Annotated in this window: 14 protein-coding genes; 3 read left to right on the forward strand and 11 right to left on the reverse strand. The window is 41.2% G+C overall.

Going from position 1 to position 18,968, the window contains the following annotated elements; genetic code table 11:
• Positions 1-70: 70 nt before the first annotated feature.
• Together CYAN7822_RS26455 and pckA are read right to left on the reverse strand one after the other, a co-directional pair.
• Positions 71-835, reverse strand: a complete 765-nt coding sequence (locus CYAN7822_RS26455) for a YebC/PmpR family DNA-binding transcriptional regulator (protein WP_013325330.1) — start codon at positions 833-835, stop codon at positions 71-73.
• Positions 836-1,013: 178 nt separating this feature from the next.
• Positions 1,014-2,852: a phosphoenolpyruvate carboxykinase (ATP) gene (gene pckA, locus CYAN7822_RS26460; protein WP_013325331.1), complete on the reverse strand. Its 1,839-nt coding sequence runs from the start codon at positions 2,850-2,852 to the stop codon at positions 1,014-1,016.
• A gap of 721 nt (positions 2,853-3,573) precedes the next feature.
• Here pckA and CYAN7822_RS26465 point away from each other — a divergent pair.
• On the forward strand, positions 3,574-6,480 hold the full coding sequence (locus CYAN7822_RS26465; protein ID WP_013325332.1) for a glycerol-3-phosphate acyltransferase: 2,907 nt from the start codon (positions 3,574-3,576) through the stop codon (positions 6,478-6,480).
• Between the two features lie 69 nt (positions 6,481-6,549).
• Here the strand turns inward: CYAN7822_RS26465 and CYAN7822_RS26470 are convergent, their stop codons facing one another.
• The 5 genes from CYAN7822_RS26470 to CYAN7822_RS26490 all read right to left on the reverse strand — a co-directional run bounded on the left by CYAN7822_RS26470 (position 6,550) and on the right by CYAN7822_RS26490 (position 11,399).
• Positions 6,550-7,485 (reverse strand): PEP-CTERM sorting domain-containing protein, encoded by a 936-nt coding sequence (locus tag CYAN7822_RS26470; protein ID WP_013325333.1) that lies wholly within the window; start codon positions 7,483-7,485, stop codon positions 6,550-6,552.
• 487 nt (positions 7,486-7,972) lie between these two features.
• Positions 7,973-8,275, reverse strand: coding sequence for a PEP-CTERM sorting domain-containing protein (locus CYAN7822_RS26475; protein WP_157871961.1), 303 nt, complete (start codon positions 8,273-8,275; stop codon positions 7,973-7,975).
• Between the two features lie 71 nt (positions 8,276-8,346).
• Positions 8,347-8,916, reverse strand: coding sequence for a hypothetical protein (locus CYAN7822_RS26480; RefSeq protein ID WP_013325336.1), 570 nt, complete (start codon positions 8,914-8,916; stop codon positions 8,347-8,349).
• A gap of 289 nt (positions 8,917-9,205) precedes the next feature.
• Positions 9,206-9,943: a DUF3891 family protein gene (locus tag CYAN7822_RS26485; protein WP_013325337.1), complete on the reverse strand. Its 738-nt coding sequence runs from the start codon at positions 9,941-9,943 to the stop codon at positions 9,206-9,208.
• A 277-nt stretch (positions 9,944-10,220) separates the two neighbouring features.
• Positions 10,221-11,399 (reverse strand): transaldolase, encoded by a 1,179-nt coding sequence (locus CYAN7822_RS26490; protein ID WP_013325338.1) that lies wholly within the window; start codon positions 11,397-11,399, stop codon positions 10,221-10,223.
• Positions 11,400-11,534: 135 nt separating this feature from the next.
• Here CYAN7822_RS26490 and CYAN7822_RS26495 point away from each other — a divergent pair, with 135 nt between their 5' ends.
• Positions 11,535-12,254 carry a S1 family peptidase gene (locus tag CYAN7822_RS26495; protein WP_013325339.1) on the forward strand — a complete coding sequence of 240 codons (720 nt, stop codon included), beginning with the start codon at positions 11,535-11,537 and terminating at the stop codon, positions 12,252-12,254.
• A gap of 180 nt (positions 12,255-12,434) precedes the next feature.
• Positions 12,435-13,409, forward strand: a complete 975-nt coding sequence (locus tag CYAN7822_RS26500) for a metallophosphoesterase family protein (RefSeq protein WP_013325340.1) — start codon at positions 12,435-12,437, stop codon at positions 13,407-13,409.
• A gap of 21 nt (positions 13,410-13,430) precedes the next feature.
• On the opposite strand, the gene CYAN7822_RS26505 is transcribed toward CYAN7822_RS26500, so the two are convergent.
• The 4 genes from CYAN7822_RS26505 to CYAN7822_RS26520 form a co-directional block, all read right to left on the reverse strand.
• Complete coding sequence (locus CYAN7822_RS26505; protein ID WP_013325341.1) at positions 13,431-14,507, reverse strand: hybrid sensor histidine kinase/response regulator; 1,077 nt, start codon at positions 14,505-14,507, stop codon at positions 13,431-13,433.
• A 6-nt stretch (positions 14,508-14,513) separates the two neighbouring features.
• A complete protein-coding gene (locus CYAN7822_RS26510) occupies positions 14,514-15,728 on the reverse strand; it encodes an ATP-binding response regulator (RefSeq protein ID WP_013325342.1) in 1,215 nt (404 codons plus the stop codon).
• 432 nt (positions 15,729-16,160) lie between these two features.
• Positions 16,161-16,592, reverse strand: a complete 432-nt coding sequence (locus tag CYAN7822_RS26515) for a response regulator (protein ID WP_013325343.1) — start codon at positions 16,590-16,592, stop codon at positions 16,161-16,163.
• A 118-nt stretch (positions 16,593-16,710) separates the two neighbouring features.
• Positions 16,711-18,738 carry a PAS domain-containing sensor histidine kinase gene (locus CYAN7822_RS26520; protein ID WP_013325344.1) on the reverse strand — a complete coding sequence of 676 codons (2,028 nt, stop codon included), beginning with the start codon at positions 18,736-18,738 and terminating at the stop codon, positions 16,711-16,713.
• Positions 18,739-18,968: the final 230 nt, after the last annotated feature.

Below are 18,968 nucleotides of genomic sequence, written 5' to 3' on the forward strand. Positions count from 1 at the left end.
TTATTAGTTATTAGTTATTAATTATTTCCCTTTGCTGTTTTTTCCCTTTCTCCTATTCCCGATGCACTCTTTAAGCTAGAGTCAAAGACACTAATTCATTAGCCATATCAAAATTGGCGGTGACATTTTGCACATCATCTAATGATTCTAGCGCGTCCATCAGTTTAAGCAGTGAGCGGGCTTGGTCTGCATCAGTCACTTCAACAGTGTTATTAGGTATCCAGCGTAATTCTGCCTCTTTGACGGGTAAACCTTTTTTCTGTAAGGTTTGATTGAGGTTTTCTAGGTTCGCTACTTCTGTAAAGACTTCTGCCCCTTGTTCGTCTTCATCATTAAATAATTCATAACTATCGGCTTCTCCTTCCACAGAAGCTTCTAATAAAATTTCTTCTTCTAGTTTTCCTTCTAGTAAGACCACTCCTTTTTGTTCAAACATCCAACTTACACAACCGGTTTCTCCTAAGTTACCACCATTTTTGCTAAAGGCGGCTCGTAAATCGGCGGCTGTGCGGTTACGATTATCAGTAAGGGCTTCTATGAGGATAGCGATACCGCCAGGGCCATAGCCTTCATAACGAATTTCTTCTAAGTTAGCCTCGTTTTCGTAGGTACCGGCTCCTTTAGCAATGGCTCGTTCTATATTATCGTTGGGAATACCAGCCGCTTTGGCTTTTTCGATGGCGGTCCGTAGTTGCAAGTTTCCTGCCGGCTCGGGGAGTCCGTTACGTGCGGCTACAATAATAGCACGGGATAACTGGGTGAATGTTTTGCCTTTTTTGGCATCAACTCTTGCCTTTTGACGTTTGATATTAGCCCACTTACTATGTCCTGCCATAGATGCTGTTAAGTCTACATATAGATGATCTAGCCTAATGATCTAGCTTACTATGCTCTGTGGTCTGTGGTGAAAAGAAGTAATAACCAGCAAAAAAGGCACTGCCGCCGTCAAATAATGTCGAGTGCCTCTGCTAGTGCGGAACTCGTTCGGTCCGCCAATCTATCTCGATAATTGATTATTTAACAATTGGCCCTGCTTGGAGAATTTCTTTAGGCACATTACTAAATTGCTTGAAGTTTTCCACAAAGCGATGAGCTAATTCTTGAGCCTGTAAATCATAAGCTTCTGGATCTTCCCAAGCCTGACGAGGATTTAAAATCTTGTTGGGTACTCCTTGAATATGATGAGGGACTAAAATCTTAAAGATCGGATGGGGGGTATATTCAACATTATCTAAATGTCCGTCTAAGGCTGCTGATACCATCGCCCGAGTATGTTTAATAGAGACGCGGCTACCTACACCATAAGGCCCACCTGACCATCCCGTATTCACGAGAAAAACGCTTGTGCCTGGGTGTTGTTCTAGGCGTTCTCCTAACATCTTGGCATAAATCACCGGGGATAAGGGGAAGAAACATTGACCAAAGCAAGCCGAGAAGGTCACTTGAGGGGCTGTAATGCCGCGTTCTGTGCCGGCTAATTTACTGGTATAACCGGCTAAAAAGTGATACATGGCTTGTTCTTTGGTCAATTTAGATATAGGAGGCAATACGCCAAAGGCATCAGCCGTTAAGAAGAAAATGGTTTTGGGATGAGAACCTAGTCCCGAAACAGCACAGTTGGCAATGTAACGTAGCGGATAAGCCGCGCGGGTATTTTCGGTTAAGTGACCATCATCATAATTAGGCATCCTTGTGTCGGGTTCGATGACCACATTTTCTAGCAGTGTGCCAAAACGAATGGCCTCCCATATTTGCGGCTCAAATTCTGCTGAAAGCCGGATGGTTTTGGCATAGCAGCCGCCTTCAAAGTTGAATACTCCATCATCTGACCATCCATGTTCATCATCGCCAATTAAACTCCGTTTCGGGTCGGCCGATAGGGTGGTTTTGCCGGTGCCGGATAAGCCAAAAAATAGCGCGGTATGATTTTTTTTATCAATATTTGCCGCGCCGTGCATGGGTAATACGTTTTGCTTGGTCATTAAGTAGTTCATCATCGAAAAGACTGATTTTTTCATTTCCCCTGCGTAACGCGAACCCCCGATAATGACTAATTTTTTGGCTAGATGCAGAATAATAAAGGCTTCACTATGAATGCCATCATCTGCCGGGTCTCCATGTAATCCAGGCACACAAATGACGGTAAAATCAGCTTGATGGCTGATTAATTCTGTGGGACTAGGACGCAAAAATAGTTGATGAGCAAAGAGATTATGGGACGCTAATTCATTAATCACACGAACCCCAAAACGATATTTAGGGTCTGCACCTACATAGCCATCAAAAATGTAGAGGTCTCTTCCTTGAACGTAGGTGAGAACTTTGCGATAGAGTTGATCAAATCTTGCCTCGGCAATGGGAACATTATGTTCATTCCAGTCTATCTCGTCTTGCGAGCTAGGTTCAGAAACGATAAATTTATCTTTAGGAGAACGTCCTGTATATTTGCCGGTTTCTATAACTAAAGCACCATTAGCGGCTAAAACGCCTTCGCGCCGTGCTAGAGCCTGTTCTACTAATTGGGGAACTGACAGGTTACGATACACATTAGCCAGATTTTTCATCCCTAGTGCTTCTAGTCCATAGGTGGGATGATGAAGGGATTCTTTTTCTACTATATAGGTTGGCGGAGTAATCGCTGTAGAGCAACCCACTAAATGATTAGTTTTACTTTGTCCTGTTTTTGTAAAAGGCTGTTCACTATCGCTGTGTAATTGTTGTAAATTAACCATCCGTAAAACCTCCGAAGTTAGGGCATTGACACTTTTATTGGTTAATTGCTTGCGAAATTCTAGTTTTTCGGTTTCCGTAAGCGAAGGGTGGGGTTGGGTATCTGTGACTTGCTCTGACATAATTTGATCCCCGTATTTACTAATTTAACTATTTATTGATCAATCAGCAGGCTATTTATATTTCTTAACTTTTTTTTAAAAAAAAGCTTTTGAGGACTGTTTCTCATCTTGATTTTTGTAGAGAATAAGCGCGCACTTTGATCGTTTCAAATCTGAGGAAGTAAGGACATATCAAAATGCCCTTACCTTAAAAGTAGGAGGAGAATCTTTGGGATTTAAATTCTACTTTTTGGTTTTCAATGTTGCGTTTTCCCAACATGGTTATCAAGTGCTTGACAAAATATCCCTTTAGCTTGCCTTGACCCTGTACAGGAGCCAAATTATTACTTAGCATAGATAATGGTTTTTCCTATGAATGCAAAACCGCGCTGGAATAGTTTTAGGAATTTTCTTCCTTTAAAGTATTTAAGCTTATTGCTTTGGACTGTTGTATCAGACAATACTTTTTGTTTTGATCTTAGTTTATAGTGAAAAAGTCTATTAAAGATTGAATTTTACAAAATTTAATTAATTGATATTTAAATTAACTTTTATGCGTATAAAAATTTACGGAAATTTCCTAGAAATTACATAAGGAAAAAAGAAATTTGCATCAAGCTAATTAATGAGTCATTGACCCTTTAACCTTTTGTCGTTAACCGTTAAAGGCGATAGTTAACCCAGATCCCGAATCAGCCGCTATCATGGTGAGAGATAATTAAAGAGCCGCTATAATCTGGTAATGACACTCTTGCAGGTTTGGGGTTGCCTACTGATCTTTGTTTTATGTCCGCTTTTAGGTGGACTACCTCTGATTAATTGGATAACTTACGCCCTGACTGGACGACAACTCTCTAAACTCGGAACCGGTAACGTCTCAGTAAGTGCGGCTTTTTATCATGGGGGAACCCTTGTCGGAATTTTAGCAGTAGTTTCAGAAGCCTTAAAAGGAATCTTAGCCGTATTACTGGCCCGTCAGTTTTTTCCCTCTGGGTCTTTGTGGGAATTAGTGGCGTTAATGGCCCTAGTGATGGGACGCTATTGGATGGGAAAAGGGGCCGGCACCACTAATGTCGTTTGGGGTATTGTGGTTCATGATCCGGTCACTGCCGCACTAACCTTGTTAATTGGGGGAACCAGTTTTACCATTTTCCGTGATCGCGCTTCAGGGCGTTTAGTGATTTTATTTCTCTTTGCCTTAATCTTAGCTCTGCGGCACTCTACCCAAACAGAATATATTATTGCCGCCTTTTTACTAGCCGGATTGATCGGATGGATTTATCATAAAATTCCGGATGATCTTGACCTTCCAGACAGTGACGTTAACCCACAATCACAACAAATGTTCGATTTCTTCCGAGGCGACAAAGCAATCATAACCCTAAATTCTAAGCTCGAAGCCGCTAAAGTCGGAGAAAAAGCCGCCACACTTTCCTATCTCAAACGTTTAGGCTATGCTGTTCCTGATGGGTGGGTACTGCCGCCGGGAGATGATTTTCAACCCCTAATAGAAGCCTTAAATCCTTCTGTGGCTAATCCTCTAGTGGTAAGGTCTTCTGCTATTGGGGAAGACTCAGAAACCGCGTCGGCTGCGGGACAATATACCAGCATTCTCAATGTCACCCAGCGAGAAGCCTTACAAGAGGCGATTATTGCCTGTCAAACTTCTTATAATCATCCTCTGGCCGTACAGTACCGTCAAGATAGACAGCAAATTGATAATGCGATGGCCGTATTAATTCAAAAACAGATCTCAGGGGTATTTTCTGGGGTAGCCTTTAGTCGAGACCCTCTGGATCAACTTAATACTTGTGTTGTCATAGAAGCCTTACCCGGACAAGCGACTCAAGTGGTTTCCGGAAGAGTGACCCCTCAACAGTATTATGTCGATGTCCCTGCTCAAAATGAGGGTCATACAGAGGTTACTATACAACAAGGGCAAGAGGGTGATATTCCCCCGAGTATTATTAAAGCAGTGGCTATCCTGGCTAGAGAACTCGAAGATCTTTATCACGGCATTCCTCAAGACCTTGAATGGAGTTATGATGGACAACAGATCTGGTTACTTCAAGCTCGTCCAATTACCACGCTACAACCCATCTGGACTCGCAAAATTGCCGCAGAAGTGATTCCGGGGGTCATTCGTCCTTTAACTTGGTCTATCAATTGCCCTCTCACCTGTGGAGTTTGGGGAGATATTTTTAGTTTGGTGTTGGGAAAACGAGCCAAAAATCTAGACTTCTCAGAAACCGCAACCCTTCACTATCAACGCGCTTATTTTAATGCGACACTATTAGGCAAAATTTTCCGACGCATGGGACTACCCCCCGAAAGCTTAGAATTTCTCACCCGAGGGGCACAATTTAGTAAACCTCCCTTGACTTCTACCCTCCGCAATACACCCGGGTTATTACGTCTACTGCAACGAGAAAGGAATTTAATAGCCGCATTTAATCGCGATAACCAACGTTATTTTACGCCTACTTTAGAGCAACTCAAAAGCCAATCTTTGACAGAGTTTTCAGCACCCGAGTTACTCGGACAGATAGAAATGATTTTAGATGCTCTCAAGGGGGCAACTTACTATAGTATTCTGGCTCCTCTGAGTTTAGCCTTACGACAGGCGATTTTAAAAGTCTCTCCAGAAGAGTTGGATAATTCTCAAACTCCAGAAGTGGCTTCTGTTAGCTCCCTAAAAGCCTTAGCTCATGATGCGCGTAAATTGTTACCGAGACAGGGTTTAAATATTGAGCGAGGTGCTTCTTTATTTGCTCATTTAGCGGAAATTCCGGACGGAGAAAATATTTTACAACGGTTTGGACAGTGGTTAAATCGCTATGGTTATTTAAGTGAAGTGGCTACTGATATTGCAGTTCCGCGTTGGCAAGAAAATCCTCAACCGATGCGAGAACTGTTTAGTCAGTTTTTCTTAGAAGATGATGGCACTACCCCCACAACGCCTCAAAACTTACTATCTCATCCCAGTTGGAAAACTAAGTCACTTCAAGAAAGATTAAATTTAAAAGCGCAAGTGACAGAAATTTATTCTCAACTTTTGGCTCATTTACGCTGGCGTTTTCTGGCTATCGAAAAAATTTGGTTAGCGGCTGAAATACTTTCTCAACCTGGAGACATCTTTTTTCTGGAATTTGCTGAGATTCGTGCTGTAATTTCGGAAACCGACCCGCAATTAAGGGAAAAAATGCCTCAATTAATTGAATCTAGAAAGAGTCAATGGCAACAAAATCAAAAACTCGCTCAAATTCCCTTCGTTATTTATGGCAATCCTCCCAATTCGGAATTATTAGCCAGTTCAAGCATTACTCCCAAGCAACAACTCAGAGGCATTGGCGCAAGTGCCGGACAGGCCGAAGGACGAGTCAAAATTCTCACCAACTTTCAAAATCTTACAGACATTAATCAAGAGACTATTTTAGTTGTACCTTATACGGATTCAGGTTGGTCGCCGGTGCTGGCCCGAGCCGGAGGACTGATTGCAGAGGTAGGCGGCCGTTTGTCTCATGGTGCTATTATTGCTAGAGAGTACGGGATTCCGGCGGTAATGGATGTACATAATGCGACTCATCTTTTGCGCGATGGTCAACGAGTTAGAATTGATGGCGCAATGGGAATTGTTGAAATTGTTTGAAAATCCTCCCCCTAGCTTTTACTGAAACTGAGGGGAGGAGCCAATAAAATGGGTAATTAAATTAGCTGTTTATTTTTTTGAAGAATTTTGCTTTTGACGCTTGAAAAACGTACCGAATCCTAAAGAGGTTGCTACGCCTAAAATCGTCATGGGTTCAGGTGTGGCGACAGCTTCTAAACCATCTACGTTTTCACTGGTAGTGCCAAAGGTTCCTCGAACATCAAAAGCTGTATTCCAGAGGTGACCACCATGATTTAAGAATTGGGCAGCACCCACTCCATTCCAGGTCCAAATTTCCCCACCATCAAATACGTTATCTATCGGTCTGATACTGAATAAGATGGTTGATAGTGGTTCATATACCATTAAAGCGTCAAGATCAATTTGACTTTCAAGCTCGGGTCTGCCAATGGCGGCGGCAATTTGGGAAGTAGTAATTAGTGGTGTTCCGCCCAAAGCATACACCGATATACCATTAGGATCTCCTACCAGTGAATAGCGATCTGAGTCAGGCACTCCCTCGGGACCCCAAACTTCTAAACCGTCTAAGTCATTAACCCCATTAGCGTCAATTTGAGCGGCTGTAGCCCAAATTGCACCAGCGCCCGTAATACTTTCAGACAAAATAGGGGCCCTTCCATCGCCTTCGGTTGAAAATAGCAATGCGGCTTGATTGTGGATAACCGCATAGAATAAGGCATCAGCGTGGTTGGCAAGTGCGTCTACTTCTTGGTCTCCAAAGTCATTGCCATTTGCTACGCCACCGTTACCATCCCAAAGCAAACTTTGTCCAGCATTGGCGGCTCCATTTTGATCTTTATTGGGAGAATCAACATATTCTTTGCCTGGAACTTGTTTTGGAGTGGGAATTCCTGCCCCGGGTATGGGATTTACAGGTGTGACAAAAGAGCTATTGTATGAGGCAGCCTGAGCGGCAGGCATTCCTATCAAAGCTCCTCCTACAACAGAGGCCAAAAGCGTCCAAACTTGAGTAGTATTTTTCATATTTTTGGCTCCGTTCTTCGAGATTTATTGCTTAGTCAAAAACAGAAGCTCTCCAAAGCTTATTTGTGATGTTGAACTCTATTAAAAGAAATCAAAATTTTGGCTTTAAGTTACTTCTTAAGATAGATGGTAAATTATCGATGTTATAGATGGTGCTAGATTTAGTGTATAATTTAACATTATTAAATATTTAAATTATAATTATAAAATATTTTAGATAAAACTATTTATTGACAGAAAAATTCCCCCTCTTCGATCAAAGAAGGAGTTAGGGAATGTGCTGAATTTTCTACACAGATTTAGACAATTGCCACTCTAGGACTTTAATGTTTATGGATGTGCATAATGCGACTCATCTTTTGCGCGATGGTCAACGAGTTAGAATTGATGGCGCAAAGGGAATTGTTGAAATTTTTTGAGGTTCTCCCCCTAGCTTTTACTGAAACTGAGGGGAGGAGCCAATAAAATGGGTAATTAAATTAGCTGTTTATTTTTTTGGAGAATTTTTCTTTTGACGCTTGAAAAACGTACCGAATCCTAAAGTGGTTGCTACGCCTAAAATCGTCATGGGTTCAGGTGTGGCGACAGCTTCTAAACCATCTACGTTTTCACTAATAGTGCCAAAGGTTTCTTGAACCTTAAAAGCTGTATTCCAGAGGTGACCACCATGATTTAAGAATTGGGCAGCACCCAGTGCCTTGTTGTTCGTGTCCCAATGCCAAATTTCCCCTCCATCATATTCGTTATCTATAGGTCTGATACTAAATAAAATTGATGGTTCTGATACCATTAAAGCGTCAAGATCAATTTGACTTTCCAGATCGGGTCTGCCAATGGCGGTGGCAATTTCTAAAGTAGTAATTAGTGGTGTTCCGCCCAAAGCATACACCGATATACCATTAGGATCTCTCTTAGCAGTGAATAGCGATTTGCGTCAGGCACTCCCTCGGGACCCCAAACTTCTAAACCGTCTAAGTCATTAACCCCATTAGCGTCAATTTGAGCGGCTGTAGCCCAAACTGCACCAACACCCGTGATACTTTCAGACAAAATAGGGGCCACTCCATCGCCAGTGGTTGAAAATAACAATGCGGCTTGATTGTGGATCACCTCATAGAATAAGGCATCACCGTAGTTGGCAAGTGCGTCTACTTCTTGGTCTCCAAAGTCAAAGCCATCTGCTACGCCACCATTACCATCCCAAAGCAAACTTTGTCCCGCATCGGCGGCTCCATTTTGATCTTTATTGGGAGAATCAGCATATTCTTTGCCTGGAACTTGTTTTGGAGTGGGAATTCCTGCCCCGGGTATGGGATTTACAGGTGTGACAAAAGAGCTATTGTATGAGGCAGCCTGAGCGGCAGGCATTCCTATCAAAGCTCCTCCCACAAGAGAGGCCAAAAGCGTCCAAACTTGAGTAGTATTTTTCATATTTTTGGTTCCGTTGTTCCAGATTTATTGCTTAGTCAAAAACAGAAGCTCTCCAAAGCTTATTTGTGATGTTGAACTCTATTGAGAGAAATCAAAATTTTGGCTTTAAGTTACTTCTTAAGATAGATGGTAAATTATCGATGTTATAGATGATGCTATATTTAGTGTATAATTTAACATTATTAAATATTTAAATTAAAATTATTATTTTACATTAACTAAATTTATTTATTGAGAGAAAAATTCCCCCTCTTCGATCAAAGAAGGAGTTAGGGAATGTGCTGAATTTTTACACAGATTTAGAAAATTGCCACTCTAGAACCTTAATGGGTGCTTTTTGAAGGGCTTCTTTTAGCTCCTCATTGCTCTCAAACTTTAATTGCTCCAGGGTACAAGCTTCTACATTGACGCTAAACTGTTCTTTTTCAAAGGGCCAGGGTTCGACATTGACATATCCATTGATTTCTCTGACATCATATCGCTGATGATTAAATCTAGAAGTAATTTCTAAGGCTCTTTGGTCTGCTGGTAAACTTTTCATACATAAAATTAACGACAGGCGATCACACCATTGCAAAAATTGATAAACTTGTTCGGCTTCGTCTTTATCAATTCCTAATGCTTCTCGCCAAGCTTGTTGTTTATTAACTTGAAGGGTGAGAAACTCGTTCCACTCATCAGAGGCTTCCCATTGACCTTGGTTAAGAAAGCAAACGTGCATAGAAACCAGCATGGCGACCCATCGCCCTCGATGTTGGGCCCCATCAATCAATTTATTGAGTTTTTTAATGATGTCGTTAGAAGTTACTAAACCCAGGGTAAAGTCTAAAGGCGCTCCGGCTTCAGTTAACTGAGCATCTTGCCATTCTATCTCTAAGTCATCGTGGTGAGAAATAGCTGCCAGGGTTTCAAAAAAGCGAGTCGGCACTTTAGATTTATCCCATTGTCCCCCAAGTTGAGCGGCTAATAAAGCATGAGCGCGATGGTAAATGACTTCCCAACCTTGTTGAGTTAAATTGACGATCATTAATATCTTTCCTTGTTATGAATAGCTTAATTTTCAATAACTTTAAGCTTCTTACAAGATCAGGATAAAATGAAATATTTCTTTACAACTCTATCTCTAGGGGTAGATGTTTCTTGAGAAAAAAACCAGCAAACGGTAAATAAATCAAGCTTTTTTTCAAAAAATTATCTTTAAAGAATTAAGACTTTTAAGCTCAACCTACAATCTACATAAATTAGCCCGCGTAGGCGGGCTTTGTTCGTATAGTCCTACCCTTCAGGGTAAGGGAAAAAAAGTATTAACCCACAGCCGCTAAACGATGAGCCGCACCCAAACCGGCAGCAATTTCATCAGCGCTAATTTTGCCATCATGGTTACTATCTAGGGCATCAAAAACCGCATCTGTACCGGCCCATTCTTCGCGAGTAATAAACCCATCGCCATCAAGGTCATAGACCCCAAAAATTTCATGAGCAGCATGATCAACCTTTTCCTCTCCTTCCAGACGAGCCAAACGATCAGCTAATAGGTGTTCCAAAACTTCTAAAGCTTTAGTAAACCCTGTAATGCCTTCATCGAGCTTCTCATAAGCCATACGATCTTCAGCGTGCATTTTATCGAAAGTTTCGCGATCTAGGGAAATTTTTTCAAGATCCAAACTCGCTGCTTTTTCGGGATCTAGCTTACGGGGTAATTCTGCTTGAGTATTTTTCAACTGTTCTAACAATTGGGGAGAAATCGTTAACAAATCACTGCCCGCTAACTCACAAATTTCGCTAATATTGCGGAAACTTGCGCCCATAACTTCAGTTTTGTAACCAAATTTCTTATAGTAGTTGTAGATCTTAGTAACAGACTGTACCCCCGGATCTTCAGCCCCGGTGTAATCTTTGCCAGTTTCCTTTTTATACCAGTCTAAGATCCGTCCCACAAAAGGAGAAATCAGGGTAATACCGGCTTCGGCACAAGCGATAGCTTGATGAAGTCCAAACAGTAGGGTTAAGTTACAATGAATGCCTTCTTTTTCCAAAATTTCGGCGGCTTTAATTCCTTCCCAAGTAGAAGCAATTTTGATTAAGACGCGATCCCGAGAAATTCCTGCCGCTTCATATTGAGACATGAGAAAACGAGCCTTAGCAACCGTTGCCTCAGTATCATAGGATAAACGCGCATCAACTTCTGTTGAAACTCGTCCGGGGATGATTTCAAGAATTTTTAATCCAAAAGAAACCGCCAGGCGATCAAAGGCTAAAGTAACCACTTCTGTTGCTGGTGCATTTTGGCCGAGTTCTGCCCGGGCTTTTGTGAGGGTATCATCGACAATATCCTGATACTGGGGCATTTGTGCCGCAGCCGTAATTAATGAGGGGTTAGTAGTGGCATCGCGGGGGGTATAAGTTTCTATGGCTTTGATATCTCCGGTATCTGCAACGACGATGGTATATTCCCGAAGTTGTTCAAGTAAAGTTTTGGACATCTATAACTCCTAGGAGCGATTTCAATTTTAACTGTAACGAGTAAAAACTAAGTTGACATTAAGACATAGCTTGATTCAAGATAGCATTGGAGTTATTAAAGATCTGTCTGATCTGTTGCAAAGTTTAGGCTTCAAATGATCTATACTCGATTTACTCCGGCCGTTTTCCTTGGGCTTGCTTGTTTATTTTTTTCAGTAAAAGCGGCAAAGGCTTTTCCCCAGGCTATAGAAAAAATTGCTCAAGATATTACTGTTCGCCTCGAAGGACGTTCGTCTGTAGGAACTGGGGTATTTGTTGAGCGTCAGGGAAAAACTTATTATATTTTAACAAATGCTCATGTAGTACAGCAGCCAGGCAGTTATCTTGTGGCTACTCCTGATCGAAAATGTTATAGTATTGTGTCTTCTACTATTAATAAGATTGCTGGTTTAGATTTAGCGGTTATTCCTCTGACTAGCGCTTTATCTTATCGGGTTGCTCAGTTAGGTAATTCTGACAAACTTACCCCAGGACAAAACGTCTATGTGAGTGGATGGACTTATGTGGGTGATGTGCTACGAAGTCTAGTTTTTTTTGGTTCTCAAGGAGAAATTACAGAAATTAACTCAAAACTGTCTCAAGGATACTCTATTACTTATAATAATTTGATTAGAGCCGGTATGAGTGGAGGGGGTATTTTAGATGAGCAAGGGCGTTTAGTCGGAATTAATGGCCTCGTCCGATATGCGGCGAGTAATTCAGATACTATTGTGGCTTCAGGAATTGGAATTAATCAATTTTTACGATGGCGTTCAACTTTGAAAAAACCTCTTTCCCCACCCCTTACTCAACCCCTTTCTTGTCCGAGAAAATAGTTATTAGTCATTAGTCATTAGGATTCGTAGGGTGGGTTAGGCGCGGGGATGATTTTCATGAAAAAGAGATAAGTTTTGATCCGCGCTCCCTTCCCACCAAATACAATATTTATGTCCAGGTACTTAGTATTAGTCATTAGTCATCCTTGTTAGGATCTATTCATCATTTTTTGGAAATTTATGAATAAGGTTTTAAAGATTTTAATACTAGCAAGCATTAGTTTATTATCCGTCATCTATATAGGTCTAATGCAATTTCAAGCCGTCAAAACAGCAGAAGTTAAAGAGATTGAAATTAAATTAACTCAAAGCAATGGCCATCCAATTATTGCGGCTGCGGGTGATATTGCTTGCTCTCCTACCAGTCTCTACTACAGAGACGGGAATGGTACCAGTAACAACTGCCATCAAAAAGCCACTTCGGATATATTGCTCAAAGCTAAGTTAACGGCGGTTCTTCCCCTTGGAGATACTCAGTATGAAACCGGGGCATTTTCAGCCTTTGAAAAATCTTATGCTCCCAGTTGGGGACGGGTTAAAAATATTTCTCATCCCGTTGTTGGTAATCATGAATATGTTACTGCTGGTGCTAATGGTTATTATAAATATTTTGGGGTAGCTGCTGGCGATTCATCAAAAGGTTATTATAGTTACGACCTTGGCCAGTGGCATATGATTGCGTTAAATGCTAACTGTTCTCAAGTGGGGGGATGTGAGTCCGGTTCGCCTCAAGAAAAGTGGTTAAAAGCTGACCTAGCCGCGCATAAAAATCTCTGTAGCTTAGCCTACTGGCATCAGCCGCGTTTTTCCTCGGGAGAACATGGCAATGATTCCAGCTATAAGGCCTTTTGGCAAGACCTTTATGCGGCGGGCGTAGAGGTAATTCTCAACGGGCATGACCACAACTATGAAAGATTTGCTCCCCAATCTCCCAATGGTCAACCTGATGCTAGTCGGGGTATTCGTGAGTTTGTGGTGGGAACAGGCGGCAAAAATTTATATCATTTTAGAAACATCCAACCCAATAGCGAAGTTCGCAACAATGACACCTATGGCGTTCTGATGTTGAGTTTAGAGCCTAAGAGCTACTCTTGGCAATTTATCCCAGAAGCGGGAAAAACCTTCACTGATTCTGGTAGCACACCCTGTCACTAAATCAGGTAAGAGGCAAAAACTTTAATGAGTAACGGGTAAACGAATTGTGAACAAACTGCCTTGATTTAACTCTGATTTAACGGTAATAGTTCCTCGGTGAGCTTTAACAATTTGATAACACAAATATAAGCCTAAACCTTTACCGGAACGCTTATTATTTCCTTGACGAAATCGTTCAAAAATTTGCGTCTGTTGCTCGGGAGGAATGCCAATTCCTGTATCTTCTACTTCAATAATGATCTCTTTCTCCTCACGCTCAGATTCACTGATAGTAACTTTAACCGAACCCTCATCAGAATACTTAATAGCATTGCCAATGACATTGGTTAAAACTCTTCGGATTTCTAGGCGATCCCCGGTAATTTCTTCAAACTTAGTCTCATTTTTTAAGCTCAATTCTAATCCTTTTTCCTGAGCCAAGGGAGAGAGTTCAGCAATAACTTCCTCTAAAATTTCCGAAAAATTAAAAGGAATAAAACTGAGAATTTTTTGTCCTTCTTCATAACAATGAACCTCTAAAAGAGTATTTAGCATACTTAAGAGATTATCATTGCTTTTAATAATATTAGCGACCGCCTTATCCATTGGCTCGGTGACGGAGCCAAACACCCCTTGTTGTAATAAAGATAGCATCCGATTAGCCGCTAACAAAGGAGTCCGCAGATCATGAGTTAAACAAGACACAAAATTTTCACGCTGATCGATACTTTGCTTAAGGCGTAAAAGAGAACGCACTCTAGCTTGTAACTCATCAATCTGAATCGGTTTACGAATAAACTCATCAGCCCCGACATCTAAACCTTGAATTAAACTCGGTTCTTCATAAGCCGTAATTAACAAAATAGGAATGAAAGGAATATTAGGATTTTGACGAATACGGCGAGTTACTTCAAAGCCGTCTATTCCTGGCATCATGACATCTAATAAAATCAAATCCGGGGGGGAGTATTGAATTTGGGCTAAAGCCGTTAGACCATCTTCAACTAAATGAACTTTATAACCTTCTTGTTCAAGTGCCAACTTAATTAAAAAGAGGTTATCTGGATTGTCATCCACTGCCAGAATATAGTTTTGTAGATAAACTAAAGACTGAGACATTTTATATTAGCTGTTAATTTTTCTGGGAAATTCTATTTGAAAAATCGAGCCTTTACCAAGTTCACTGGTAACAGAGATTTTTCCTTGCATCATTTTAGTTAATGACTCTGAGATAGCTAGTCCTAAACCAGTTCCTCCATATTTACGGGTGAGAGTTTGATCGGCCTGACGAAAAACTTCAAAGATATGTTCTAATTGTTCCTCGGCAATGCCTATCCCTGTATCTTTAACAGCGATAGCCAGCCAATCTGGCCGCATCTCCCATACATTAACCCACACTCCACCACTTTCTGTAAACTTAATGGCATTTGAAAGTAAATTGACTAAAATTCGCCTCAAACAGCTTTGATCATTGACAATTTGGGGATTTTCCAATTCAACTTTAATTTGTAAGCTGAGGTTTTTGCTGACTGCCAGAGAGCGAAGTTCTTCGGTGGTGAGAACCGTTAGCTGTTTAAGGTCTAATTCAGTGGGATGTAAAAGTAACTTCCCTGCTTCAATTTTAGAAAAATGTAAGACATCATTGAGCAAAGTGAGCAAATTTTTGCTATTGTCAAAAATCCGTTGAACTAGGTCAGTTTGGGCACAAGTCAGGGGTTCAGGGTATTTACGCAGTAACATTTGTGAAAAGCCCATGATGGCGTTGATGGGAGTACGTAATTCATGGGACATAGTCGCCAAAAATTGAGATTTTAGCCGAGACGTTTCTTGAAGTTGTTCGTTTTGCAGTTCAATTTGTCGCCTTTGCCTTTCAAGTTTTTGGTTCTGCTCCTTTAGGAGTTCATTTGTTTCCCTCAACTTTAAATTGGCTTGCGCTGCCTCCTGTTCTGCTTGATAAACCCGAAGGGCATTGCGTAAGGTTTGAGAGAGAGTTTCCGAAGAGACTCTAGACTTAGAAAGATAATCAGATGCACCCGCTTTCATCATCTCAACGGCAATTTGCTCATCTCCTTGGCCTGTCAAAACAATTAAGGGAACTTGTATTCCCATCGCTTTGAACTGCTTAATGAGATCAAGTCCATCATAATCCGGCAGACGATAATCGAGAAAAATACAGTCAAAAGTGGTTTCACTGACGAGTTCGAGGGCTTCTTCAGCATCGGTAGCTTCATAAAATTGAGCAGCCACACCAGCTTTTTTGAGGGCGCGACGGACGGCCATGCGATCGACTTCATCATCATCAATAAGCAATATTGTTAAGGCTGTGGTTTCATCCCTCATCTATATCTTGTCCCCTTGTTGGTTAGCAATTTTATCCTCAATTTATGGCGATGCTGATATTGTCTGACTAAAAATAAAGATGAATTACCCCATAGTCGAGTCCGCTCAGGTCTTAATAATTTTAGTTAATTTTATAATCATCTACATATAGCTGTATCAGGGTCTATCTTGAGAGAGAGAAGATAAAAGCCGCTTATATAGCATTTCTATAGAGTTAATCTCTCAGAGGTAGAGAAGTTCCCACAAGGCCTACAGTAGGCCGTCACGCCGCTCAATTTTCGGTTCAAGCAAAAGGATGAAGCTGTAAGAGCAAGTCTGGCTCCTGCTTTAAATGCAGTGCTGATGGCAGAAGCGTTTAAAACTCGGATTTTTAGGAGGATTCGGTTTTTTTGAAAAACTAAGCGGATGAGTTATGGTGTTATGAGTCTTAGCTTAAGGCATCTCGCACAGTGCCCAATAATGATTGAGTGTAGCGATCACCTGAGAAAATTTCGAAAAAGTCACGGGTTTAAGAATATAACCAGCGACATTTAGGTTATAAGCTTCTACCATGTCCTTTTCATCATCTGAGGTTGTCAGAACAATTACAGGAATCTTTTTGAGGTCAGGATCGGCTCGTAATGCCTGTAAAAATTCAATCCCGCTCATTTTAGGCATATTTAAATCTAGTAGGATTAGACGGCGTTGTTGAGGCACAACAGGGGGTTTACCGTCTCGGGAACGTAGCAGGCACAGAGCTTCTATTCCATTCTCTGCTGTATACAGAGGGTTGGTAATAGCATTTTTTTTAAAAGCCCGCTTAACGTTCATTACATCGACTTCATCATCCTCCACAAGCAGAATATGAATCACTTTTTCTTCCATTGAGTTAGTTAAAAAGGTCGTTAGCCGACTGGAATATATTATACATATATTAATCTTATTGATATTTTAACTTGTCTATAGTATAAATTGCTCGGCTAACAGGTGGAATGCCTATCTTTCAATGGATAGAGATTGATGTTTTCGGCCAAGTAAAGCGAAAGGTTGTACCATCACCAAGCTTTGAGTCTACCCAAATCTTCCCTTTTTGACTTTCTACAGTTTTTTTGACGATGGACAGTCCGATGCCGGTATTTTCAGTTTTATCTCGGGCTTCTAGGGTCTGAAAAATTCCAAATATTTTTTCATGATATTGGGGATCAATTCCCGGCCCATCATCGGTGATGGAAAATTGGTAGAATTCTTCTTTTTCTTCTACTGAAATCTGAATATTTCCTTCATTATTATGATGATGTTTTAGAGCATTACTAATTAAATTTGTCAAGACTTGTCGTAGGGGAAAAGATTCCGTCACGAGGGTAGGCATTGGCTCGACAATTTCTATCCTAAACTCTGAGGGTGGCGCAAGAGAGTCTACAATTTCTGTTAAAAGTTCTCCTACATTGATGACTTCTGTTTGGCCTTTGAGCCGCCCCACCCGAGAATATTGTAATAGACCATTAATTAAAGCTTCCATCCGATGAACCCGTCCCCGTAACAGTTCCATCTGATGGCGAGTGTCTTCGTCTAGCTGATCTTTAATGTCTTCTTCGATCCAGACAGAAAGATTAGCAATGGCTCGTAAAGGGGCTTTGAGGTCATGGGAAGCCACATAGGCAAACTGATCCAGTTCTTGGTTGCGCTTCTCTAATTGTGCCGTTGTCGCCAATAAAACCGCATTTAAGCGTGTCAATTCGCCGGCACGGGCTTGTAAAATCGCCTCTGTGCGCTTGCGTTCAGTGATATCATTAATGGTGCCTAATGCGCCTAAGTAGGTGTCAGATTCCTCATCTTGATGGAGTTGAGCGGTCATTTCTAACCAACGGAAGTTACCATCTCGAGTTTGACAACGAAATTCAGCCTGAAAGATCTCTTGTTCTCCCTTAATTAAGGCTTGAAACATTTCTTGACAATGTTGTTGGTCTTCGGGGGCAAAAATAAAATTGCTAAAGTGGCAATTGAGACTTTCCATTACGGTATAACCGGTAATTTCGGTCCAAGCGGGATTGAGAAAAGACCAACATCCGCTCAGATCGGTTTGAAAAATGATCTCTTTGACGCTATTAACCACTAAGCGATATCGTCGGGTACTTTCCACGAGGGCTTTTTCGGTTTGTCGCTGTTGGGTAATATCTTCAAAAGCCGTACCGACACAGTTATTCGGCAGAGGAAAAAGCTTAAGCGTTAATATTTTCGACGGCTCATCCTTTTGAGTATAACTAAATTTAGGAATCGCTTGAGCTTGCCGAGTCCGAATCACTTCTGCATGAGCTTCAATGATGACAGAATTATCTGTAAAAGCTCTGGGAAAACATTGAACAAAACGCTGGCCAAGACAATTTTCTAACGGTTTCCCAATTAGTTGATTCGCTGCCGGGTTAGCGGCTATCAGGCGGAAACTTTCTAAGTCGTTGGGATCTTCTAAATGCCAAACCAGCAACCCCATTTGTATATTTTCGACAATATCTTGAAATAGCCCCTTAAAGCTTAAGCTTTGTCCTGTTTCTAAGGCCGGGTTGAGCGGCTCCATTTCGGCACGCACTTGTTTTTGTTGGCTCAAGTCTTGATAAAACCCCACCATACGAACGGCTTGGCCGTTGTCATCCCATTTCGCCTGTCCTGTGGCTAAAATCGATTTATAAGTGTTATTTTTGCAGCGCATTCGGTATTCAGCCACATAATGAGGACTTTTCCGCTCAAGATAAGCTCGTATTTTTTCATTCACTAAGTGGAGGTCTTCTGGATGAATTAAGCTTTGCCACTGATGATAATCATTACTGATTTCATGGTCATCATAACCGAGCATGGCTTTTAATTTCGGAGATTGATAGGTTTCTCCGCTCAAAATATTCCAATCGAAATGGCCGTGTTCTATTACTTGAACCGCCAATTGCCAACGTTCTTCGCATTCTCGCAGTTTTTCTTGTAATGCTTTGCTGTCTGTTAAATCACGTCCTTCTGGAATCAACAGTATCACCTCATTGTTCATCTGTAGTAGACTTCTTGCAGAAGTGGGGATTGGGGGAAAGGGCACCCACCCAAGCACCCGTACTACTTTTTTCCCTTTAACCTTTTCCCTTTTTTTCTCTTTGGAATAGCATTTTTCTTATGCAAGAGGTCTAGTGATTAATAGGGGCGCTACTACTTGCGCCTTGACAAATTTATTAATCATGAGTTCTGAGTAACCCTCAAAATCATGCTTAAAAAATCTGAAATAGC

The organism is Gloeothece verrucosa PCC 7822 (genome assembly GCF_000147335.1).
GTDB lineage: Bacteria > Cyanobacteriota > Cyanobacteriia > Cyanobacteriales > Microcystaceae > Gloeothece > Gloeothece verrucosa.

Coding starts and splice junctions, on each gene's coding strand:
- CYAN7822_RS26455 (WP_013325330.1), bottom strand. CDS start 835: ATGGCAGGACATAGTAAGTGGGCTAATATCAAACGTCAAAAGGCAAGA.
- pckA (WP_013325331.1), bottom strand. CDS start 2,852: ATGTCAGAGCAAGTCACAGATACCCAACCCCACCCTTCGCTTACGGAA.
- CYAN7822_RS26465 (WP_013325332.1), top strand. CDS start 3,574: ATGACACTCTTGCAGGTTTGGGGTTGCCTACTGATCTTTGTTTTATGT.
- CYAN7822_RS26470 (WP_013325333.1), bottom strand. CDS start 7,485: ATGAAAAATACTACTCAAGTTTGGACGCTTTTGGCCTCTGTTGTAGGA.
- CYAN7822_RS26475 (WP_157871961.1), bottom strand. CDS start 8,275: ATGGTATCAGAACCATCAATTTTATTTAGTATCAGACCTATAGATAAC.
- CYAN7822_RS26480 (WP_013325336.1), bottom strand. CDS start 8,916: ATGAAAAATACTACTCAAGTTTGGACGCTTTTGGCCTCTCTTGTGGGA.
- CYAN7822_RS26485 (WP_013325337.1), bottom strand. CDS start 9,943: ATGATCGTCAATTTAACTCAACAAGGTTGGGAAGTCATTTACCATCGC.
- CYAN7822_RS26490 (WP_013325338.1), bottom strand. CDS start 11,399: ATGTCCAAAACTTTACTTGAACAACTTCGGGAATATACCATCGTCGTT.
- CYAN7822_RS26495 (WP_013325339.1), top strand. CDS start 11,535: ATGATCTATACTCGATTTACTCCGGCCGTTTTCCTTGGGCTTGCTTGT.
- CYAN7822_RS26500 (WP_013325340.1), top strand. CDS start 12,435: ATGAATAAGGTTTTAAAGATTTTAATACTAGCAAGCATTAGTTTATTA.
- CYAN7822_RS26505 (WP_013325341.1), bottom strand. CDS start 14,507: ATGTCTCAGTCTTTAGTTTATCTACAAAACTATATTCTGGCAGTGGAT.
- CYAN7822_RS26510 (WP_013325342.1), bottom strand. CDS start 15,728: ATGAGGGATGAAACCACAGCCTTAACAATATTGCTTATTGATGATGAT.
- CYAN7822_RS26515 (WP_013325343.1), bottom strand. CDS start 16,592: ATGGAAGAAAAAGTGATTCATATTCTGCTTGTGGAGGATGATGAAGTC.
- CYAN7822_RS26520 (WP_013325344.1), bottom strand. CDS start 18,738: ATGAACAATGAGGTGATACTGTTGATTCCAGAAGGACGTGATTTAACA.